Origin of the sequence: Corallococcus aberystwythensis, from assembly GCF_003612165.1 — a bacterium.
Lineage (GTDB): Bacteria > Myxococcota > Myxococcia > Myxococcales > Myxococcaceae > Corallococcus > Corallococcus aberystwythensis.
Map to the genome: position 1 here is coordinate 40,011 of NZ_RAWK01000011.1, position 21,999 is coordinate 62,009.

18 protein-coding genes and 2 pseudogenes are annotated in these 21,999 nt (G+C 70.5%); 7 read left to right on the forward strand and 13 right to left on the reverse strand.

The window, feature by feature from the left end:
• Positions 1-22: 22 nt before the first annotated feature.
• Positions 23-2,578, forward strand: coding sequence for an ATP-binding protein (locus D7W81_RS03055; RefSeq protein ID WP_120553799.1), 2,556 nt, complete (start codon positions 23-25; stop codon positions 2,576-2,578).
• A gap of 32 nt (positions 2,579-2,610) precedes the next feature.
• Here the strand turns inward: D7W81_RS03055 and D7W81_RS03060 are convergent, their stop codons facing one another.
• Both D7W81_RS03060 and rho read right to left on the reverse strand, forming a co-directional pair.
• Positions 2,611-2,931, reverse strand: coding sequence for a hypothetical protein (locus D7W81_RS03060; protein WP_120553800.1), 321 nt, complete (start codon positions 2,929-2,931; stop codon positions 2,611-2,613).
• Positions 2,932-2,956: 25 nt separating this feature from the next.
• Positions 2,957-4,573 carry a transcription termination factor Rho gene (rho, locus tag D7W81_RS03065; RefSeq protein ID WP_120553801.1) on the reverse strand — a complete coding sequence of 539 codons (1,617 nt, stop codon included), beginning with the start codon at positions 4,571-4,573 and terminating at the stop codon, positions 2,957-2,959.
• 495 nt (positions 4,574-5,068) lie between these two features.
• On the opposite strand from rho, the gene ligA reads away from it, so the two are divergent.
• From ligA to D7W81_RS03095, 6 genes and pseudogenes are all read left to right on the forward strand, one after another.
• A complete protein-coding gene (ligA, locus tag D7W81_RS03070) occupies positions 5,069-7,093 on the forward strand; it encodes an NAD-dependent DNA ligase LigA (RefSeq protein WP_120553802.1) in 2,025 nt (674 codons plus the stop codon).
• Positions 7,094-7,103: 10 nt separating this feature from the next.
• Positions 7,104-7,391, forward strand: a complete 288-nt coding sequence (locus tag D7W81_RS03075) for an acylphosphatase (protein WP_120553803.1) — start codon at positions 7,104-7,106, stop codon at positions 7,389-7,391.
• Positions 7,388-7,831 carry a DUF3052 family protein gene (locus D7W81_RS03080; RefSeq protein ID WP_014398919.1) on the forward strand — a complete coding sequence of 148 codons (444 nt, stop codon included), beginning with the start codon at positions 7,388-7,390 and terminating at the stop codon, positions 7,829-7,831. The genes D7W81_RS03075 and D7W81_RS03080 overlap by 4 nt, the downstream gene beginning before the upstream one ends.
• 574 nt (positions 7,832-8,405) lie before the next feature.
• Positions 8,406-11,016: pseudogene (locus D7W81_RS44010) on the forward strand (Rne/Rng family ribonuclease).
• A gap of 401 nt (positions 11,017-11,417) precedes the next feature.
• On the forward strand, positions 11,418-12,818 hold the full coding sequence (locus D7W81_RS03090) for a YhjD/YihY/BrkB family envelope integrity protein (protein WP_167508027.1): 1,401 nt from the start codon (positions 11,418-11,420) through the stop codon (positions 12,816-12,818).
• 125 nt (positions 12,819-12,943) lie between these two features.
• Complete coding sequence (locus D7W81_RS03095) at positions 12,944-13,294, forward strand: HU family DNA-binding protein (RefSeq protein WP_043321998.1); 351 nt, start codon at positions 12,944-12,946, stop codon at positions 13,292-13,294.
• Positions 13,295-13,297: 3 nt separating this feature from the next.
• Here the strand turns inward: D7W81_RS03095 and D7W81_RS03100 are convergent, their stop codons facing one another.
• From D7W81_RS03100 to D7W81_RS03150, 11 genes and pseudogenes are all read right to left on the reverse strand, one after another.
• Positions 13,298-15,373, reverse strand: coding sequence for a flagellar biosynthesis protein FlhA (locus D7W81_RS03100; RefSeq protein WP_120553804.1), 2,076 nt, complete (start codon positions 15,371-15,373; stop codon positions 13,298-13,300).
• Complete coding sequence (locus D7W81_RS03105; RefSeq protein WP_120553805.1) at positions 15,373-16,419, reverse strand: EscU/YscU/HrcU family type III secretion system export apparatus switch protein; 1,047 nt, start codon at positions 16,417-16,419, stop codon at positions 15,373-15,375. Before D7W81_RS03105 ends, D7W81_RS03100 begins: the two co-directional genes overlap by 1 nt.
• Complete coding sequence (locus tag D7W81_RS03110) at positions 16,416-17,210, reverse strand: EscT/YscT/HrcT family type III secretion system export apparatus protein (protein ID WP_120553806.1); 795 nt, start codon at positions 17,208-17,210, stop codon at positions 16,416-16,418. The genes D7W81_RS03105 and D7W81_RS03110 overlap by 4 nt, the downstream gene beginning before the upstream one ends.
• Complete coding sequence (locus D7W81_RS03115; RefSeq protein ID WP_120552868.1) at positions 17,207-17,476, reverse strand: flagellar biosynthetic protein FliQ; 270 nt, start codon at positions 17,474-17,476, stop codon at positions 17,207-17,209. Before D7W81_RS03115 ends, D7W81_RS03110 begins: the two co-directional genes overlap by 4 nt.
• Before the next feature lie 4 nt (positions 17,477-17,480).
• Positions 17,481-18,206, reverse strand: coding sequence for a type III secretion system export apparatus subunit SctR (sctR, locus tag D7W81_RS03120; protein WP_120553807.1), 726 nt, complete (start codon positions 18,204-18,206; stop codon positions 17,481-17,483).
• Entirely contained in the window at positions 18,203-18,694 is a 492-nt protein-coding gene (locus tag D7W81_RS03125; RefSeq protein WP_208721136.1) for a hypothetical protein, read from the reverse strand. The genes sctR and D7W81_RS03125 overlap by 4 nt, the downstream gene beginning before the upstream one ends.
• Entirely contained in the window at positions 18,691-19,842 is a 1,152-nt protein-coding gene (gene sctQ / locus D7W81_RS03130) for a type III secretion system cytoplasmic ring protein SctQ (protein WP_244226934.1), read from the reverse strand. Before sctQ ends, D7W81_RS03125 begins: the two co-directional genes overlap by 4 nt.
• Positions 19,843-19,996: 154 nt before the next feature.
• Positions 19,997-20,476: a hypothetical protein gene (locus D7W81_RS03135; RefSeq protein ID WP_120553809.1), complete on the reverse strand. Its 480-nt coding sequence runs from the start codon at positions 20,474-20,476 to the stop codon at positions 19,997-19,999.
• A 7-nt stretch (positions 20,477-20,483) separates the two neighbouring features.
• Positions 20,484-21,299 carry a flagellar M-ring protein FliF gene (locus D7W81_RS03140; RefSeq protein ID WP_120553810.1) on the reverse strand — a complete coding sequence of 272 codons (816 nt, stop codon included), beginning with the start codon at positions 21,297-21,299 and terminating at the stop codon, positions 20,484-20,486.
• Positions 21,300-21,314: 15 nt separating this feature from the next.
• Positions 21,315-21,803: an ATP-dependent helicase HrpB gene (locus tag D7W81_RS03145; RefSeq protein ID WP_120553811.1), complete on the reverse strand. Its 489-nt coding sequence runs from the start codon at positions 21,801-21,803 to the stop codon at positions 21,315-21,317.
• Between the two features lie 12 nt (positions 21,804-21,815).
• A pseudogene (locus D7W81_RS03150) lies at positions 21,816-21,999 on the reverse strand (hypothetical protein); the annotation flags it as partial.

Consider the following 21,999-nt stretch of genomic DNA (forward strand, 5'->3'; position numbering starts at 1 on the left):
CCTCCGCATCTGAGGACGTGTGATGCCCCCCAGCCCCTCACCGGCCCCGGACTACCGGAGCCTGTTCGAAGCCTCGCCCAACCCGTACCTGGTGCTGACGCCGGGATTCGTCATCGTCGCGGTGACGGACTCGTACCTGCACGCCACGGGGACGCGGCGCGAGGACATCCTGGGCCGCCACATCTTCGAAGTCTTCCCGGACAACCCCCAGGAAGCGGGGGCCAGCGGGGTGACCAACCTGCGCGCGTCGCTGGAGCGCGTGGTGAAGACGGGCGCCCCGGACGCGATGGCGGTCCAGAAGTACGACATCCCCCGCCTCGGGGCCGAGGGCGGGTTCGAGCTGCGCTACTGGAGCCCGCTGAACTCCCCGGTGTTCGGCGAGGACGGCACGCTGCGCCACATCATCCACCGCGTGGAGGACGTCACCGACTTCATCCACCAGAGACACCCGGACGACGAGCAGAGCCGCCAGCACGCCGCGCTCCGGGCCCGCGCGGATGAGATGGAGGGCGAAATCTTCCGGCGCGCCCAGCAGATTCAAGAGGCCAACCAGCAGCTGCGCGTCGCGAACGAGCAACTGGGAGAGCTGGACCGGCTCAAGTCGGAGTTCTTCGCCAACGTCAGCCACGAGTTCCGCACGCCGCTGACGCTGATGCTGGGCCCCACGGAGGACCTGCTCGCCGGGAGAGCGGGCCCGCTGTCCGACGAGGTCCGCAAGGAGATGGAGCGGGTGCACCGCAACGCGGGGCGCCTGCTCAAGCTGGTGAACGCGCTCCTGGACCTGTCCAAGCTGGAGGCGGGCCCCAAGGAGGAGCGCTTCGTGCCCGCGGACCTGTCCGCGCTGACGAAGGACGCGGCGGCCAGCTTCCGCTCCGCCATGGAACGCGCGAGCCTGAAGCTCACGGTGGACTGTCCGCCCCTGTCCCAGCCCGTCTACGTGGCGCCGGACCTGTGGGAGCAGATCGTCCTCAACCTGGTATCCAACGCGTTCAAGTTCACGCTCCAGGGCGGCGTCACGCTGCGGCTGCGCGAGTCCGGGCAGCGGGTGACGCTGGAGGTGGAGGACACCGGCTCGGGCATCCCCGCGCACGAACTGCCCCGCCTCTTCGAGCGCTTCCACCGCGTGCCGGGCTCGCCGTCGCGCACCGTGGAGGGCAGCGGCATCGGGCTCGCGCTGGTGCAGGAGTTCGCGCGGCTGCACGGCGGCGCCGTGTCCGCGCGCAGCACGGAGGGCGTGGGCAGCGTCTTCACGGTGGAGCTGCCGCTGGGCCATGCGCACCTGCCGCCGGAGCGCATCCGCACCACCGCCCGGCCGCGCTCCGCGGCGCGCGAGGCCACGTCCGCCTACGTGGAGGAGGCGCTGCTGTGGAGCGTCTCCAAGCCCAAGGACCGCACCCAGTCCTCGCACCACCACCCGCCGTCCGCGGAGGACCAGGCCTCGAACCCGGCGCCCCGCCCGCGCATCCTGCTCGTGGACGACAACCGGGACATGCGCGACTACATCCAGCGCGTGCTCTCCTCCGAGTACGACGTGGAGGCGGTGACGGATGGCGAGAAGGGCCTGGAGTCCGCGCTGGCCCGGCCGCCGGACCTGGTGCTGTCGGACGTGATGATGCCGAAGCTGGACGGCATGGGCCTCCTGCGCGCGCTGCGTGCCGCGCCCAGCACGCGCGAGCTGCCCATCCTGCTGCTGTCCGCGAAGGCCGGCGAAGAGGCCACGGTGCAGGGCCTGACGTCCGGCGCGGACGACTACCTGGTGAAGCCCTTCTCCGCCGGCGAGCTGCTCGCGCGCATCGCGTCCAACCTCAAGCTCGCGAGGATGCGCGGGGAGATGGCCGACGAGCGCGCCCGCGCGGAAGGGCTGGCCGAAGCGCTGCGCGCCCGGGACGACTTCCTCTCCGTGGCGGCGCACGAGCTGCGCACGCCGCTGGCGGCCTTCCAGCTGCACCTGGAGCTGGTGGAGCGGGGCCTGGGCAAGGACGCGCCCGCCAAGGCCCTGGAGCGCCTGAAGCAGGCCCGGTCCTTCATCCGGCGGCTGGCGACGCTCGTGGACGTGCTGATGGACGTGTCGCAAATCACCAGCGGCCGGCTGAAGCTCACCCGCACGGACGTGGACCTGGGCGACCTGCTGGTGGAGGTGACGCGCTTCGCGGAGGAAGAGGCGCGCCGCGACGGCACGCCGCTCACCGTGGACGTGAAGGGCCCGGTGATGGGCGCCTTCGACCCGTCACGCATCTCCCAGGTGGTGCACAACCTGGTCGCCAACGCGCTGAAGTTCGGCCGGGGCCGGCCGGTGGACGTGACGCTGCAACCGGACGGCGAGGTGGTGCGCCTGTCCGTCGTGGACCACGGCATCGGCATCAAGCCGGAGGACCGCGAGCGCATCTTCCAGCGCTTCGAGCGCGCCGTGTCCACGCACCACTACGGCGGCCTGGGCCTGGGGCTCTGGGTGTCACGTCAGGTGGTGGAGGCGCACCAGGGCCGCATCGACGTGGAGGACACGCCGGGCGGCGGCACCACCTTCCGCGTGACGCTGCCGCTGCGCGACCCGCCGGTGGACGTGGCCCCAGCGGCCTGACCGGCTGAAACCCCGGGGAGTGCGGGCGCCCGCTACTGACAGGCGGCGGCGCAGCGCGCCTCGCGGCACGTCGGGATGCAGCGGCCGCAGTCCACGCTGTTGGGAGGACACGTCCCGTCACAGCGCACGCCCGCGCAGTTCGGTCCCACGTCGCGGTGGGTGATGGCGGTGCCCTCACCACAGCACGTGTTCGCCACGCAGTCCGAGTCGTCGTAGCAGACCTGGCTGGAGAGCACCGGCGGGGTGTCCTCCAGCGGCAGGTCCTCCACCCCGATGTCGCACCCCGGCAGCAACCCCAGGGTGAGGCCCGCGACAGCGCGGGCGACGAAACGCAGGAGGTGGGCACGACGCATATGGGGCTCCTTGGGCCGGAGGTGACTACCGGTTCATCGAGCCCAGGAACTCCGTGTTCGCCGCCGTCGGACGCATGTGCTTGAGCACGAACTCCATCGCGTCGATGGGGGTGAAGGGGTGGAGCACCTGGCGCAACGCCGTAATGCGCACCAGGTCCGCCTGAGACAAGAGGAGTTCCTCCTTGCGGGTACCGGATTTGTTGATGTCGAGCGTTGGGAAGATGCGCTTCTCCATCAACTTCCGATCCAGGACGATTTCGGAGTTACCCGTGCCCTTGAACTCCTCGAAAATCACCTCGTCCATGCGGCTGCCGGTGTCGATGAGCGCCGTGCCGATGATGGTGAGGCTGCCGCCCTCTTCGATGTTGCGGGCCGCACCGAAGAAGCGCTTGGGCTTGTGGAGCGCGTTGGCGTCCACGCCGCCGGAGAGAATCTTTCCGGACGCCGGCACCACCGTGTTGTAGGCGCGCGCCAGACGGGTGATGGAGTCCAGCAGGATGCACACGTCGTACTTCTGCTCGACCAGGCGCTTCGCCTTGTCGATGACCATCTCCGCCACCTGCACGTGACGCGTGGCGGGCTCGTCGAAGGTGGAGGACACCACCTCACCGCGCACGCTGCGCTCCATGTCCGTCACTTCCTCCGGGCGCTCGTCCACGAGCAGCACGATGAGGTAGACGTCCGGGTGGTTGCGGCTGATGGCGTGCGCGATGTTCTGCAGCAGCACCGTCTTGCCGGCCTTCGGAGGCGCCACGATGAGACAGCGCTGGCCCAGACCGATGGGGCAGAACATGTCGATGATGCGCGTGGTCATCTCCGACGACTCGTGCTCCAGCTTGAGCTTGCGCGTCGGATAGAGCGGCGTGAGGTTGTCGAACAGGATGCGCTCGCGCGCCGCGTCCGACATGGGGTCCGCGAAGTTGACCTTGTCCACCTTCTGCAGCGCGAAGAAGCGCTCGCCCTCGCGGGGCTGGCGGATGGGGCCCGTCACCGTGTCGCCGGGCCGCAGGTTGAAGCGGCGCACCTGCGACGGCGACACGTAGATGTCGTCCGGGGACGGCTGGTAGTCGCTGTCCGCGCTGCGCAGGAACCCGAAGCCGTCGCTCAAGAGCTCCAGCACGCCTTCCGCGTGCACCTCGAACCGCTTGTCCGCGATGCCGCCCAGCAGCGCGAAGATGAGGTCCTGCTTCTTCAGCCCCTGGTAGCCCTCGATGCCCGTGTCGTGGGCCATCTTGGACAGGTCGGTGATCTTCATCCGCTTCAGGTCATTGAGCCGGATGACCTGCATCGGGGTGCCGTCACGCTCGACTTCCGTGATGGCGGGGGACTCGGTGGACTCCTGCGGCGCGGCTGGAGCGGCCTCCTCGGCGTGCGGCTCCTCTTCCGTGCCGCGCAGCTCCTGGAGCTCATCGTCGCGCACCGGGCGGGAGATGGGCGTGAGCACCGGGCGGGGCGCCTCCGCGACGACCTCGGGAGCCTCGGCCTCCTCGGCGGGAGCCTCTTCCCGACGGGCGGGCGCACGGCGCGAGCGGGGCGCGGGCTTCTCCGCCTCCTTCGCGGCCGCGCGCTTGCGGCGGGGCTTCTCCTCCGCGGTGAACGCGGGCTCGACTACCTTCTCTCGGGGGGAACGGGCTTTGGCCATGACGGTCTACAGACGGAAAAGGGGGGGAATCGCCCGAAGGCTCGGGCAGGCTGTACGCGGGACGGCGGTCCGTCCGCGCGGCGCTCGGAAGCACCTTCCAGGGGGCAGCACCACCCAAGTCCTGGGAGCGGACCGGAGGGCGCGTGGGCCTGTGGTTGGGAAGAGACGGCGCCGGGGGAACCCCTGCGCCAGGAACCGCGCTGGAAACTATTGACCGCCTCCAGAGCTGTCAAGGCATCCGTGCCTGGCTCTGTCCCGTTTTTCAGGGGGTTGCACTGGAGGGCGGGGGGATTGCGAACAGGGAATCCGCTATGTAGCTGAAATCCGGGCCTAATGGGGCGGCGGATGCGCCTTCCTGGCTGCAACACGCGTCCCCGGGTTCCCCTTCCCGTGAGGGCAGGCAGGCGTGTCAGGTGGGGCCGGTAGAGTGGTGCTCCTCCAACGCGGGGCGTGCGCAACTGGCCGCGCCCTTGAATTGGGGTAAGGACACACCCCGTGGACACCTTCCCGAAAGCCGAAGCCCGCGCCCGAGCGCTCCGTCAGGAGCTGGCCCACCACAACCACCGCTACTACGTGCTGGACGCGCCGGAGATCAGCGACGCGCAGTACGACACGCTGATGCGTGAGCTCCAGGCGTTGGAGGAGAAGCACCCCCAGCTGGCCACGCCGGACTCGCCCACCCAGCGCGTGGGCGGCGCGGCGGTGGAGGACTTCGGGCAGGTGGTGCACACCACGCAGATGCTGTCGCTGGCGAACATCTTCGATGACGCCGGGCTGGTGGAGTTCGACGAGCGCATCCGCAAGCTGACGGGCCTCACGCAGGTGGGCTACGTGTGCGAGCCCAAGCTGGACGGCCTGGCCATCTCGCTGCGGTTCGAGGGTGGCCGCTTCGTCCAGGGCGCCACGCGCGGCGACGGCACCACCGGCGAGGACGTCACGGCCAACCTGCGCACCATCAAGAGCCTGCCCCTGGAGCTGTTCCCCCAGGACGGCGTGAAGGTGCCCAAGCGGCTGGAGGTGCGCGGCGAGGTCTTCATCCGCAAGGAGGACTTCCGCAAGCTCAACGAGAAGCGCGAGGAGGAAGGCGAGTCGCTCTTCGCCAACCCGCGCAACGCCGCCGCGGGAAGCCTGCGCCAGCTGGACCCCAAGGAGACCGCCGCCCGGCCCCTGTCCGTCTACCTCTACGAATGCGTGCCCGGCGACGGCGTGCCCGCCTTCAAGACGCACACGCAGAAGCTGGAGTACCTCAAGACGCTGGGCCTGCCCATCAACCGCTACCAGCCCGCGGAGGGCGCCGACGGGGTGCGCCAGCGCTACGACGAGTCCATGAAGGGCCGCCACGCCCTGCCCTTCGAAGTGGACGGCATGGTGGTGAAGGTGGACGACGAGGACCTGCGCCGCCGCCTGGGCCAGGTGTCCAAGAGCCCGCGCTGGGCCGTGGCCTACAAGTTCCCGCCGGAGGAGGAGTCCACCACGGTGGAGGACATCGGCATCCAGGTGGGCCGCACGGGCGCGCTCACGCCGGTGGCGCACCTGAAGCCGGTGAAGGTGGGCGGCGTGACGGTGTCGCGCGCCACGCTGCACAACGAGGACGAGCTGCGCCGCAAGAACGTGCGCAAGGGCGACACCGTCTTCGTGCGCCGCGCGGGGGACGTGATTCCGGAGATCGTCTCCGTGGTGCTGTCCAAGCGCCCGGAGGACTCGCAGCCCTTCACCTTCCCCACCCACTGCCCGGTGTGCGGCGCGGTGGCGGCCAAGGACGAGGATGGCGCCATCATCCGCTGCACGGGCGCGTCCTGCCCCGCGCAGCTGGTGGAGAAGGTGCGCCACTTCGCCAGCCGCATCGCCATGGACATCGAGGGCCTGGGCGACAAGCTGGCCACGCAGCTGGTGACGTCCGGGCAGGTGAAGACGTTCGCGGACGTGTACGCGCTCACCCGGGACTCGCTGCTCAAGCTGGAGCGCATGGGGGAGAAGAGCGCGGACAACATCCTGGCCTCCATCGAGGGCAGCAAGGACACCACCCAGCGCCGCTTCCTGTATTCACTGGGCATCCGCCACGTGGGCGACTCCACGGCGCGCGCCCTGGCGGAGGCCTTCCCGGACGTGAAGTCGCTCTTCACGGCCAGCCTGGAGGACATCAGCCGGGTGAAGGACGTGGGTCCGGTGATGGCGCAGGTCATCCACACCTTCTTCCAGGAGCCGCAGAACCAGGCCGCCATCCAGGCACTCCTGGACGCGGGCGTGCGGCCGGCGCCCCCGGCGGTCGCCACGGGCGGCCCCTTCGTGGGCAAGACGGTGGTGCTCACCGGCACCATGGCGGGGCTTGCGCGCGAGCAGGCCAAGGAGGAAATCGAACGGCGCGGGGGGAAGGTCTCCGGAAGTGTCTCGCGCAAGACCGATTTCGTCGTCGCCGGCGAGGACGCGGGCACCAAGCTGAAGAAGGCGCAGGAATTGGGGGTAAGAATCCTGGATGAGCAGGCGTTCCTGAAGCTGCTAGAAGGGGACGTCAGAGCATGAGGCCAGAGGCATGAGCACGCAGCGCCGGGTGTCCCTGCGCATCCAGGGCACGGTCCAGGGCGTCTCCTACCGGGAGAGCGCCCGCCAGGAGGCGCTGCGCCTCGGCCTGTCAGGCTGGGTGCGCAACCGGAGCGATGGCTCCGTGGAGGCCACGGTGGAAGGCGAACCGGGCGCGCTGGAAGACTTCATCCGCTGGTGTCACTCAGGTCCCCGCATGGCGCGCGTCACGGACGTGGCGCGCACTGACGGGCAATCCACTGGCGAGTTCCGCACCTTCACCGTGGAGCGCACATCATGACGCCCTACGCCCTGGCTTCCCTGCCGGCCATGCTGGGCATCCGGTCCGGCACCAAGGTTTCCGTCATCAACCCCCCGCGGGGCTTCGTGCAGAAGCTCAACCCGCTGCCGGACGGGGTGGAGTTCCTCGTCACGGCCCAGACGGGGCTGGACGTCATCCTCTTCTTCACCTCCGACGCCACGGAGCTGGTGCAGCGGCTGCCCGCGCTGTCGCGCGCCACCACCCTCAACGGCGGCATCTGGGTCTGCTGGCCCGCCGGCGAGGGCGTGAAGACGCGGCTGTCCGAGGACTTCGTGCGCCAGGCGGCGCTCGACATTGGCCTCGTGGACAACAAGATCTGCATCATCGACGAGACCTGGACCGGCCTGCGGCTGGTGCGCCGTCCGCGAGGGAAGCTGGACAAGCCGGAAGGGCGCAAGCAGGCCCCTGCCCAGGCCTGAACGTCCGTTTCCGAGCGCCCGGGGACCCGGCGGGTGGGCCTGCCCTCCATCTGCCCGACAGTGGATGAACGGGCGCATCGGGCCTTTACACACCTGGAGGGGCGTGGAAAACTCTCCGTGTTTCTGGGTGGTTGTGTGACGCCCCGCGTTGGCGGGACATCAGGCCCAGGCAGGAATTTCGACGGGTTGCGCTTCCGGTTTCCTCCGGATGCCCCTGCTGCTCCGGGGCCCCCAGACGCCCCCCCAAGGTGACCCACATGACGGGCACCGACCGGGTGTGGAAGAGGGGGCGGACGGCACGGGCGTGGGGGAAGCCTCGAGCGCGTGAAGAGAAGCAGCCCCCCCGGCACGGTGCCGGTCGCAATGCGGGGCGACATGAACTCGGAGGAGCAGGCGGCGATGTCCTCGGCCCCCACCCAGGTGATGCGTTCTCCCTCCGGGTCTTCCGGGTGGCGTGCACACGCCGGGGGGCCTCTGGCCGCCTCCCCCATCGCAGCGTGCTCGGAGGTGTGGCGTCTCGCCGCCTCCCGTCCGGTGAGGTCCCCCCTACCGCGCGCGCTACCAGGATTCATCCATGAGCAGTGTGCTCGTCATCAATGCCGCGGGTCGGGAGACCCGGGTGGCGCTCGTCGAGGGCGGCCATATCGCGGAGTTCTACCTCGAGCGTAAGAAGGACAAGGGCGTCGTCGGAAACATCTACAAGGGTCGCGTCGTCCGGGTGCTCCCCGGCATGCAGGCGGCCTTTGTCGACATCGGGTTGGAGAAGGCCGCCTTCCTGTATGTCAGCGACGTCGTCTACGACCCGGACTTCGCCCGCGCCCAGTTCGAGCTGACCGAGGGCGAGCACGAGGACGCCCCGGAGGTCCCCACGGAGTCCGAGGCCGACGCCGTGGAGCTCGCGGCCGCCACCGTCCCGGACGCCACGCACGCCCTGCCCGCCGGCACGGAGGCCGCTCCGGCCCCCCCGGAGCCGGTGCTGGCCCACGACGGCGCGCTGGCCCTGGACGTCCAGGCCCAGGCCGCCGTCCCCCAGGGCGAGCCGCATGAGGCCGCGCCCGAGGCCGTGAAGCCGGCTCCAGAGGCCGCCCCGACGCCGGTGGAGGCCCAGGCTTCGTCCGAGCCCGCCGCGTCCGCCGAGCCCGTGGCCGCCCCGGCCGAAGGTGCCGCGCAGGAGCCGCAGGTCGCGGTGTCCACCGCCGCCGTGGCGGTGCCGCTGACGGAGAACGGCTCGCCCGAGCTGGAAGCCCCCGCGGTGGTGCAGGAGACGCCCGCGGAGAGCGTCACCGTCGCCACCCTCGCCGAGTCCGGCGCCGCGCCCACGGAGGGCAGTGCCGCCGAGCCGCCGCCGCACGCCTCGTGAAGCGCGCGAGGCCCGCGAGCCGCGCAGCCGCGAGAAGGAAAAGGACAAGCGCCGCCAGGAGCCGCCCCGCCGCGAGAAGCGCGACGAGGAAGCGAAGGAGAAGCCCAAGCAGCGCAAGACGGACAAGATTGAAGACCTGCTGAAGGTGGGCCAGGAGGTGGTGGTCCAGATTTCCAAGGACCCCATCGGCACGAAGGGCGCGCGGCTCACGTCGCACATCTCCATCCCCGGCCGTCACCTGGTGTTCATGCCCACGGTGGACCACGTGGGCATCAGCCGCCGCATCTCCAACGAGAAGGAGCGCCGCCGGCTGCGTGAAATCGTGGACCGGCTGCGGCCGCCCGGCACGGGCTTCATCGTGCGCACCGTGGCGGAGAACGTTCCCCAGGAGAAGCTGGAGAGCGACATCCGGTTCCTCATCGAGGTGTGGAACCAGGTGGTGCGCCGCAACGAGAAGCGCGGCGGACCGGGCCTGCTGCACCCGGACCTGGACCTCATCCTGCGCGCCACGCGCGACCTGTTCGCCCACGACGTGGAGAAGCTCGTCGTGGACGACGCGGAGGAGTACGAGCGCATCCAGGGCTTCGTCACCGCGCAGGACCCCGCGCTGCGCGACCGCGTGGTGCTGCATGAAACGGACGAGCCCGTCTTCGACGCCTACGGGATTGAGCAGGAGCTGCAGCGGGCCACCCAGCGCAAGGTGTGGCTGAAGAGCGGCGGCTACCTGATCATCGACCAGGCGGAGGCGCTCACCGCCATCGACGTCAACTCGGGACGCTACGTCGGCAAGAAGAGCCTCGAGGAGACCATCACCAAGATCAACGTCGAGGCAGCCAAGGAGATCGTCTACCAGCTCCGGCTGCGCAACATCGGCGGCATCATCATCTGCGACTTCATCGACATGGAGAAGGCGCAGAACCGCGACAAGGTCTTCAAGTCGCTGCAGGAAGCGCTGGGCCGCGACAAGGCCAAGACGAACGTGCTGCGCATCTCCGAGCTGGGTCTGGTGGAGATGACGCGCAAGCGCGTGCGCGAGTCCATTGGCCGCGTGCTGCACGAGGACTGCCCGTACTGCGACGGCAAGGGCTTCGTGAAGACGGCGACCACGGTCGCGTACGAAATCTTCCGGGAGATCCGCCGCGAGGCGCCGGGCTACAAGGACTCCACGCTCGTCATCAACTGCAACGCGGAGGTCGCGCGGCTGCTCCAGGGCGAGGAGCGCAACGAGCTGCGGCACCTGATGGACCGGTACAACAAGTCCATCCAGGTGAAGGCGCAGCAGAACTACCACCGCGAGCAGTACGACATCTACGGCCGGTCGGCCACGGGCCCCGAGCACATGGTGGCCTCGTCGCCGGGCTCCGGTGACGGCGAATTGGCGATGCAGCAGCGCCGTCCGGAGAACAACTACGGCGGCCGGCAGGACCAGGGCCGTCGTGGCGGCGGCCGGGACCGCGACCGTGAGCGCGGCGGCGGTGAGAACCGTGGCGGCGGTGAGGCCCGCGGTGGTGGTGAGAACCGCGGTGGCGGTGAGAACCGTAGCGGAGGCGAGCGCGGCGGCGGAGACCGTCGCGAGGGCCGGCGTCCCGAGCGCAGCGAGCGCGGCGGCGAACGCAACCGGGGCGGAGACCGCGAGCGCCGCGGCGGTGAGGGCCGTGGCGGCGAGCGCGGCGGCGGTGAGAACCGGGGTGGGGAGCGGTCCGAGCGCGGCGAGCGCGGAGGCGGTTCCAATGGTGGCCACAACGGCGGCAATGGCGGGGGTACGCCTCCCGCGTCGTCCGGTGGAGGCTCATCGGAGCCGTCCGGCGGGGGCAGCGAAGGCTGAGCCCGTGAGCGGCACCGGACCCGATGAGTCCGGTCCGTGAGTGACAGCGAAGGCCCGGTGGGTGCACACCCCGCCGGGCCTTCTGCATTGGAGCCAGCCCTTCCGGGTTTGGACCGATGACCGCGAGGCGCATCGAGCCAGACGCAGGCCTCCCGCACGGTGGGCAGGCAGGCGGACGAGGCCCGTGAATGTGCCGACAACGTCCGCTCCAGCACTGGGGGCGGGCTGGTTCGCCGGGGCGAAGTTTGGCTACGGTGGCAGTTCCACACCGGGGGTCGTCCACTCCCCGGCCCATTTGAATCGCCTGGGATGAACCGCTTGCCTCCGCGCCTTCGCACGCTGCTGGACTCCCGCGACCTGGCCGCACCCGGCTGGAAGCACGCCAGGAGGCAGCGGTGAGGATGTTCCGGAAGCTGTCCTGGCGCGTCCGCCGTCCCCTGGTCCGAGCGCGAGCGTGGGCGCTTCAGACCGCGACCCGTCTGTGGGCGCCCATCGGGGCTACGTCAGCGGGCCGCTTCGCGGCGGACATCTTCATCGCGGGGCGCACCGTGGCGCGCGGCTTCATGGGCGAGAACCTGCGCCTGCGTGCCGCCGCGCTCACGTACATCAGCATGTTCTCGCTGGTGCCGTTGCTGACCGTGGGCATCGTGCTGCTGCGCACGCTCCACCAGGATCAGTTCCAGCGGAAGCTGCGCTTCGTCATCTCCGAAGTGCTGGCGCCAGGGGTCAGCGAGGAGTCCGCCGCCCTGCTCGACCGGTTCCTTCACCCGGGCGACTCCATCGCGGTGGGCAGTGTGGGCTTCCTCGCGGTGCTGCTGTCCGCGGGCTCGCTGCTGCGCCACATCGACGGCGCGGTGAATGAGCTGTGGGGCATCCGCCGCCAGCGCCCGTGGCTGACGCGCCTGTCCATCTACGCGGGGCTGCTGCTCCTGGGCCCCATCTTCCTGGCCATCTCCTTCTCCGGCACGGGCCGTGTCCGGGTGCTGCTGCAGACCTACGCGCCCTCGGCGTCGTTGTTCATCGCCGTGGGCACCACGCTCATCGCCATGGGCAGCCTGACGCTGCTGTACCTCTGGACGCCCTACGCCCACGTGCGCGTGCGCTCGGCGCTGGCGGGCGGACTGGTGGCCGGCCTGGGATGGATGCTGGCGAAGCAGGTGTACGCCGAGTTCGCCGCGCGCAGCTTCCTCTACAACCCCCTCTACGCGTCGCTGGGCGCCCTGCCCCTGTTCCTGGCCTGGGTGTACGTGAGCTGGCTGGTGATGCTGTTCGGCGCCCGGCTGTCCTACGCGGTGGAGCACGTCTCCTTCCGAGGCTCCCTCTTCGCCTTTGGCAGCCACCCGCGCGCGCATGAATTGGTGGGCGCACGCGTCGCCCAGGACGTCACCCTGTGCTGGGTGGATGGGCTCACGCCGCCCCTGCCGCGGGAGCTGGCCACGCGGCTGCGCGTGCCGGAGTCACTGGTGCACGAAGTGGTGGACCGGATGGTGGAGGCCCGCCTGCTGGAGCGAGGGCGCCGGGGCGGCCTGCGCCCTGCGAAGGACCCCGCGGAGCTCACGCTCGCCGACCTCACGCTCGCGGTGCACGGGGTGATGATCACCGGCGGCCCGGAGACCTGGACGGGTCCCAAGGCCCCGGGCTTCGAACAGTTCGAACCCCTGTTCCAGGCAGCCGACTGTGCCGGGGTCGACCTGCTGCGCCGCACCCGGTGGCTGGACCTCGTGATACCGCTGCGACCGGGGCTGCTTGCCCCGCCCGCCCCCGAGGCCCCCAAGGCAGCGGTCGCTGGCGGAAATCCGTAACGTTTTTAGAGGGTTGGGAGCCCACCCGGCTTGCAAGGAGGAGGTGTTCTGTTATGTATTCGCGACTCGACCACGGGCCAGAGAGCCCTGTCACCAAGGGGTCACGGGGTTTGCGGGAGCGTCCGATGCTCAAGTCCGATCTGATCAACATCCTCGTTGCCAAACGAGGCGTGACCCAGAAGCAGGCGGAGGCGACCATCGAGACGATCTTCGAGTCGATGAAGGACGCCCTCTGCCGCGGGGAGAACATCGAGATCCGCGGGCTTGGCGCCTTTCACGTGAAGAACTACCAGGGATACCAGGGCCGCAACCCGAAGACGGGTCAGGTCATCCCGGTGAAGCCCAAGCGCGGCCTGCTCTTCCGCACCGGCAAGGAGCTGCGCGACCGGGTCAACCGCCCCGCGCCGCTGCAGGCCCAGTCGGATCTGCCGCCCTCCTCCGAGTTCAAGGGCAGCAGCGGCACCGGCACCCTCTAGGCCTCACCGCCCCACGGCGACCGGCGCCAGACGGCCGATGGGGCGAATCTGCAGGTCCCCGTCCAGCTCGCCGTAGGTGAGCACCGCCACGTCCGGGAACGGGCCCTCGCACAGCTTGCGCAGCGGGCGGCGGATGTCCGGGGCCGCGAGCAGCACCGCCCGGCCCCCGTTGGCGATCTGCCGCACCCCTTCCAGAATCTCCATGATGCGCTCCGGCTCCGGCGCGGGCCCCCGGGGACCGCTGGCGCGCAGCACCTCCTCCACCTCCGGATCCACGAGGTACGCATACAGCGGGCCCGTGGGCGCGAACTGGTGGCTCAGGTAGCGGTGCAGGGCTTGACGGCAGCGCTCGGCCAGGGCGGTCGCGTCCCCTTCGGTGGTAGGCGCCACGAGCGCCTCCAGGATGGCGCGCAGGTCGCGGATGCTCACCTGCTCCTGCACGAGCCGCCGCAGCACGTCCACCAGCAGCGGCAGCGGCACCTTCTGCAGTGCTTCCTTCACCAGCACGGGTGACTGGGCCTCAAGCCCTTCCAGCAGCCCCTGCACCTCCTGGAGTCCCAGCAGTGCGGCGGCCCGCAGGCGGAGCACGGCCCGCAGGTGGTCCGCGATGAGCTCCGAAGCCTTGCGCAGCGGCACCTGGGCCAGCTCCAGCCGGGAGCGGGCCCCTTCCCCCACGCGGCTGATGGGCCGTCCGCTGGCGGGCTCCACCGACGCCTCCGCCTGGACCTCCAGGAAGGCCAGCTCACCGGGAGGCACGAGCGCGTACAGGGCGCCGGGCTGAACCACGCCGCCACCCGCGGGCACTTCGTCCAGGAGGATGCGGTACTCGCCCGGCCCCAGGTAGGCGGCGTGGGTGCGCACCCGGATGCCGGGGATGCGTACGCCCAGTTCGAAGAACAGCTCGTCGCGCACGGCGTTCAGCACCGTATGCACGAAGGCGCCTCCGTCGGCCTCCGCGAGCGGCGTCAGCTGCGCGGACAGGTCCAGCGTGAGCGGCGTCACCCCGACCGGCGCCTTCGCGCTTTCCGGCGGCCTGCCCGCGGCTCCGGCCGCCTCCGCGCCCCCCTGGGCGGTGCCGTCCTTCGACGCGGGCTTCTCCGGCGCCTGGGCCTTACGCCGCAGCGCATACCCGAGCCCTCCGAGGCCCGCCGCCAGGGCGAGGAAGGTCAGGTGCGGCATGCCCGGCATCAAGGCCAGCGCGACACACAGGCCCGCGACGGTGGTCAGCGTGCGGTAGTCGCCGAAGAACTGGGAACCAATCTCCGTCCCGAGCGAATCCTCTTCCTTTTCCGACGCCACCCGCGTGACGACGAGGCCCGCGGCCACCGCGATGCACAAGGAGGGCACCTGGGACACGAGCCCGTCGCCGATGGCGATGAGGGCGAAGGTGGCGGCGGCCTCGGAGAAGGACTGGCCGTTCTGCAGGACGCCGATGAGGGTGCCCCCCAACAGGTTCACCGCGACGATGACGAGCCCCGCGACGACGTCTCCCTTCACGAACTTCATCGCGCCGTCCATGGCGCCGAACATCTGGGACTCTCGCTCCAGGTCGCGCCGGCGCCGCCGGGCCACCGTCTGGTCGATGGCGCCCGCGCGCAGGTCCGCGTCGATGGACATCTGCTTGCCGGGCATGGCGTCCAGCGTGAAGCGGGCCGACACCTCCGCGACCCGCTCGGCGCCCTTGGTCACCACCAGCAACTGCACCAGCGTGAGGATGGCGAACACCACCGCGCCCACCACGTAGTCGCCGCGCACCACGAACTCGCCGAAGGCCTGGATGACCTCGCCCGCATGGCCCTCGGAGAGCGCCAGCCGCGTGGACGACACGTTGAGTGACAGCCGGAACAGCGTGGTGAAGAGCAGCAACGTGGGGAACGACGTCACCCGCAGCGCGTCCTTCGCATTCAGCGCCGCGACCAGGAGCGCCACCGCCGCGGCCAGGTTCACCGCGAGCCCCACGTCGAGGAGCCACGCGGGCAGCGGGATGATGAGCGCCCCCAGCACCGCGGCCATGGCCACCGCGAGCACGACGTCCGAGGACTGGCGGGCCTTCAGCAAGACCTTCAGGAATGGCGGCATCACGTCTGGCTCCGTGGACGGTCGTCCGGCTCGCGCAACTCCATCGCGGTCCGCAACACGACGGCCGCCGCCTGGTACAGCTCCTCGGGGATGGACTCTCCGACGTCGAAGTGGATGAGGCTGCGGGCCAGCGGCACGTCCCGGACCACGGGGATGCCCTGCCGGCGAGCTTCTTCCTTGAGCGCGAGCGCGTCCTGTTCGCGGCCCTTGGCCACGAGGTAGGGCGCGTCGCATTCGCCCGCGTCGTAGCGGAGCGCGACCGCGATGTGCGTGGGGTTGACGATCACTGCGGTGGCCTTCTGCACCCCGCGTGCCGGACCGCCTTGAGCCAGTTGCCGATGCAGGGCCTTCCGCTGCCCCTTGTGGCGCGGGTCGCCCTCGCTTTCCTTGTGCTCCCGTTTGACCTCTTCGCGGGTCATCATCAGCTCGCGCTGGTGCCTTCGTCGGGCGAGCGCGTAGTCCACGGCGCCGCACCCCAGCACCACCCACGCGAGTCGCGTCACCAGCGCCGCCAGCCTGCCGATCAGGAACTCCAGTCCGCGGGTTCCATCGAGCCACGCGGACCGCAGGGCATCAGGGCCAACCGTCTCCACCTCGTTCCAGACGATGAGGCCCAGCAGTGCCGCCACGAGCAGCGCCTTACCCGACTCAACCAACGGCCGGACGCTGAAGAGTCGCTTGAAACCCGCGGCGGGGTTGATGCGCTCGAGCTTCGGCGCGGCATGGCGCGCGTCCAGTTCGAAGCCCACGGTGGTGAAAGAGACGGCCAGCGATGCCACGAAGGCTCCGCCCAGGGCAGGGCCGCACAGCCGGGCAGCAATCCAGGCCCCCTCCTCCCATGCGCCCGCGAGGGTCTGCTCCAGCATCAGCCGCGCGGCCCAGTCCCGCAGCCGCGCGAAGCCCTCGGGTGCGAACGCGATGAAGCCCAGCAGTCCGCCCAGCGTCGCCGCGCTGGAGGACAACATCCGGCTGCGAGGAAGCTGGCCCTTGCGCCTCGCATCCCGCAGCCGTTTCGCGGTGGGCTGCTCCGTCTTCTCGCCGCTCATCGGGAGACCTCGCCTAGCAGCGCCAGCGCCCCTTCCGTCGAGGCCACGCCCGCGAGCAGCCGCTCACACAGCAGTCCCACGCCCAGCCACAGCAGCGCCCCGCCTCCGAGGATGCGCAGAGGCGCCCCCAGTTCCTGGAGGTTCACCTGCGCCGCGGCCCGGGAGGCCATGCCCAGGAAGCAATCCACCGCGAGCGATGCGGCGGCCACCGGGGCCCCCACCGCGAGCCCCGTGGCCATGGCGCCGCCCACCATCACCACTACGTGCAGGGCCGAAGCCTCCGTGGGTACGTAGGCGCCCAACCGAACCACCCCGAAGCCGCGCAGCAAGGCCGAGATGACCACTGGAAACAGCGCCCCCGTCACCACCCTCGCCACCAGCAGGTGGTACAGCACATCCCCCGTGGCGGACTCGCGGCTTCCCGCCTGCGGCAGACTCGCCTCCGCGGAGGTTCCCCGGAACAGGTCGATGAAGCGGCCCCCCATCCTCGCCGCGTCGAAGGGCAGTGCGGAGACGAGCCCCACGGAAACTCCGTAGGCCAGCTCGCGAACCACGAGTGCCGCCATCACCACCGGCGTCTCCACCGTGCCGCTGAACGCCACTCCCGCTTCGATGTGCAGGAAGAGCGACAGCGCCAGCACCAGGCCCAGCCGGACCGTCGTGGGAGCGGCCTGGCCCCCCAGCAACGGACAGAGGAACGCGATGGGCACGAGCCGTGCCGCGCACAGCGCCACCGCGACGACGTTCGGTCCCAGTGACAGCAGTTGTTCGCCCAGCGCGTCCGGGTTCACAGCGCCACCTCCGCGATGAGCATGAGGAGCTGCTGGGTGAAGCGCGTGAGCTGACCGGCGATCCACGGGCCCGCTAGCACCAGGGACAGCACCGCCGCGCACAGCTTGGGCACCACGGACAGCGTGCTCTCCTGCAGCTGCGTCGTTGCCTGGAAGAGACTCATCAGGAAGCCCACCAGCAGGCTCGCGCCGATGGGCGGCAGCGAGGCGACCACCATCAACAGCAGGGCTTCACGCCCCAGGGTGAGCAGGACGTCCTGGGTCATGGCATCACCGGTAGCCGAGGATGAGTCCCCGCGCGAGCAGGGCCCAGCCATCCACGGCCACGAAGAGGAGGATCTTGAAGGGCAGGCTCACCTGCCCCGGCGACAACGTCTGCATGCCCAGGGCGAGCAAGACGTTGGCGATGACCATGTCGAGCACCAGGAACGGCAGGAAGACGATGAAGCCAATCTGGAAGGCCTCTTTCAGCTCGGTGATGACGAAGGCCGGGATGACCACGAACAGGTCCGTCTCCTGAACCTGCTCTGACTCCTCTGGAGGACGCAGCTCGCGGGCGAGGTCCACGAAGCGGGCCCGTTCCTCCGGGCTGCCGTGCTTCATGAGGAAGCCGCGCAGGGGCTCCGTCACCTGCTTCGCGGCGGAGAGGATCTGCGCTCCGGAATGCACTTCGTCGTACGCCGCCTGGCCGGCGTCGTACATGCGCTCCATCACCGGCGCCATGATGTGCCCCGTCAGCACCACCGCCAACCCGGTGAGCACCAGTGTCGGCGGTGCCTGCTGAGTGCCCATCGCAGAGCGGGCCAGGGAGAGCACCACGGCGATCTTCGAGAAGCTCGTCAGCATCAGCACCGCGAACGGCAGCAGCGACAAGAGCGCGAGCATTCCCATCATCGCCAGCGGACTGCCGGCATAGGAGGCTTGCGACAACGACGTCTCCGCCGCGGAAGCGAGCGAGGGCAGGAACACGCCGCATCCCAATCCGAGGGCCTTCATCCCCCACCCCGCTTCCGGGGTGCGCCGCACGCAGCCCGGACCTGTGGAGCACGAGGGAAAAGCACCGTCGGCTCCAGGTCCAGATCCGCCCGGGGCTTCACCGAGGGCCTGGGCACGGCTCCGGACACGACCGCCATGGCCCGGGTCTCATGGATCTCCGCGAAGGCGTCGCCGTAGGCCACGAGGTAGCGCCGTCCATCCGCCTCCACGAGCGCGAGGCCGCAGCGCTGAGAAAGCCCCGTCCGAGAGACGATGCGCAGGGGCTCGGGAGCGGCGGCATCGGCACTCCCCGCCGCGCGCCCTTTGTGGAGCAACACCCAGCCCAGCCCTGCCAGCGCCATCGAGCCAATCAGCAGACGCGAGGTGCCCACCAGTGACAGTCCCCCCAGTGGCGCGAGCGTTGCCAGCCCCAAGAGCAGGGCTGACGCGAACAGCAGTCGGCCGCGTGGAGAGAACGAGGACAGCAGCGTGTTCACGGAGGTGCTCACGGCAGCAACGCCAGGATGCGGGCGCCCACTTCGCCTTCGATCTCCACCAACTCCGCACGCGCGACCACGCGGTCACCCACGCGCAGCAGCACGGGGCTGCTCGCATTCACATGCAGCGGCAGCAGCGTCCCCGGCTTCAGCGCCGCCAGCTCCGACAACGGCAACAACAGCCGCGTCAGTTCAATCTCCACATCCACCGGAAGCGGCGGCATCGCCTCGCTCCGCTTGTTCGTCGCCACCATGTCCGACTCCTGTCGGGCCGCGTGCGAATGCACGGTCCCTGTCGCAAAACCGTCCGCGAGAAACTCGCCCCGGAGCGCGAAGCCCCGGGTGATCAGCTGTCCCTTCCCCTCGACGCGGCCGTCCCGGAGGCGCACGTCCTCGAAGAGGACGACGTCTCCCGCGGCCAGCGCATCCACGGCCGAGGCCTGCAGCGGACTGCGCCCCACGAGGCAGCGCGCCGGGACCGATGCCGCCAGCACCTGGGGCGCGACGGCGCCTCCTGGCTCCACGGGCAGCTCCTGAAACGCGGTCTGCACGGCACGGGCGGGCAGGAGAACCCGGCCTCCGACCGTCGCGCCCTCCACCGTTGCCGTCAGCAACACCGCCACATAGGGCTGTCTCGGGTCGACTCGCGTCAGCACGTCACCGCGCCGCATCGACACGGCGGACAAGCGGGGAGCCAGCCTTCGCACCCACTCTCCGTGCCCGCGTATCGCGGACAGGGCGGACAGCAGCAGGTACACCAGCGTGGCCTCCTCCAGCCGCGTCAGCTCCGCCACGGGAACCGGACGCAGTCCCGTCCCCGCCAGCTTCGTCAGCGCCGCGAAGACCCACGGCACCTCCAGCTCCACGATGGCGGTGCCCCCCACCGCCGACAGCTCCACCAGCGCGAACACCATGCCCACCGCCAAGTCGCGCTCCGGATGGACGGCCGCGCCCACCAGGTGCCCCTCCACCTTGACCGCCGCGCCCAGGTCCCGAGACAGCGCCGCGCCCACGTCGCGCAGGAGCTCCGTGCCCCACCGCCCCACCTGGGGCCGCTGTCCCAACACCAGGTGAGCGCGCGTCAGCCGGCGTGCTCCGGGGCGGAAAGGACGCGTCGGCTTCTTCGCGGCGCTGGGGGATTTGAGTGGATTCGTTTGCATCCGGAACTCCGGGACAGCGATGGGACACACGTCCCCTGTGCACGGCCATGGCCAGCGGGACCGGCTCGTGGAATCAGGGTGTTGGCTGGGGGTGGAGGTCCGTCATCGGGATGCTGCGTTCCCCGTTCGGGATGCCCTCCACGCCCCCGGCCGCTCAGCGCAGGGCCTCGCGGATGCGCCGCTCCGCGAGGGCGGTCAGGGCCGGTGCTGCCTCCGCCCGCGGTCCAGCGTCCTCCCACTGGGGAAACCGGCTGCGGTGGTAGGGCGGCAGCCCGCGCAGGGCTTCCAGGCGCAGCGCTTCGGGAGCCGCCTCCAGGAAGAGGGACAACCGGTTCGCGGCGTCCGCCCGCTCTCCGAAATCCACCGCCACCTTGGCCTGTCGTTGCGCGGAGGGCATGTCGGCGAAGCGCTCGAGATGGCGCAGCGCCCTTCCCGCTTCGGCATCCGCCAGGCCGCCCAGCAGCTCCGCGGCACGCTCCCGCGCCAGGACACAGACGACCAGCGCGATGCGCTCCAGGGGCAGCGACAACGCGGGCAGCGTGACGTCCGCCACCGTGGCCCGTGGCGCTTCCTTCCGAGCTGGCAAGAGCTTCCGGGCCATGCGCAGCGCCCGTCCCACGCGTGTGGCTTCCATGGCGTGCTCAGGCCAGCTTGCGCGTGGGGCCCGGTGTCACCACCGGCCGCGCGGGCGTGGGCGGGGCAGGCGGCGCCACCGGAGGCTGCTCCGCCAGGGACTGGTAATGCCTCCAGCGCAGCGTCGTCCAGACGAGCGCTCCGGACAGTCCCGTCACCAGCACCCCCAGCAGGGCGAGCACCACGCGCAGCCGCAGCGGTACCGGCCCGTCCTTCGGGGACGGAGCCTCCACGTGCGTCGTCACCTCGTCCACCAGCAGCGACACCGCCTCTGGCGAGAGGCCTTCCACACCTCCCGCGATGAGCTCGCGCAGCGTGTCCGCCGACTTGCGCACGCGCTCCGCGCCTCCGGGGGCCGCGCGCAGCATGGCCGAGGCCTTCGAGGGCGTGGGGGCCTGGCCCGGCCTCGGCGGCGGGGGCACGACCAGGTGCACGCGTGCCAGCAATACGCCATCCACCGTCTGGAGCGTCTTCTCCAACTCCCGCTCCATGCCCCGGACACGGCAGACCTGCTCCTCCAGCGGGGAGCGCACCAGCCCGCTTCCGCCAAACACGTCGCAGCCCGTCTCCGCCGCGAGTCTGGGCAGCCCCAGCTCCGCCAGGATGCGCACCGCGTCCGAGGACTGCGCGTCCGTTACCTCGATGGCCCAGGTGGGTTTCTTGCCCGGCTCGGGCACCTTGCGTGCGTCGAGCCCCCGCTCGACGAGCACCGTCTGGAGTTCGTTGGCCTGACGCTCGTCGAGGCCGTGCTGGATGCGCTCCCGGCACGCGGCGGTGCCCAGGAGCAGGAGGAAACAGAGACAACGAAGGGGAGCGGAACGCATGGAACGAAGGACTCCTCACACCTGGGTCTGGAGGACCTGCTTGACGCCGCCGGTGGCCTTCTCGACGACCTTGCCGGCGAGATCGAGCTCCTGACTGGCGCGGTAGACGTGGGCCTGGAGCGCGAGCAGCTCCGAGGGACTGAACGTGCGGCCGGACTCGGCGAGCTTCAGGATGTGGTCCAGCCGCTGCTGCGCCTGCCCTACGCGGTCCAGCACCTCCACCGCCTGCTGGCTCCGCGCCGCCTGGGCTGAATCCACGCGGGCGCCCGGCTTCACCTCCGCGCAGCCCGCCTTCGCCCGCTCCACGCCGTCCGCCCGGGCCGTGCCGGCGGGGGCCTCGGTGGGTGTCCGCACCGGCTTCGGCGGCCCCTCCGTCGTCACCGGTACGGGGCGCGACGCGGGCGGGCGCACGCCGTCCAGCACCCTGCCGAAGCTCTCCTTGCCGGACTCCACCGCGGGCGAAGCGCCCGCGCCGCCCACGGCTCCCAACTTGTCGATGGCCATCGCGAACGCGCCTCAGCGGATGTTGTTGATGGCGGCCTTCGCCGAGTCGTGGCGGACCTTCATGATGTTGGAGATGGCGTTGTGCTCGCGGCTCTCCTTCTGCATCTCGTTCTGGAGCGCCACATAGGCCATGTTGAACTTCTGGCCGTCCGCGGCCATCAGCTTCTGCGCCTCCAGCAGGTCCCACGCCTCCCCC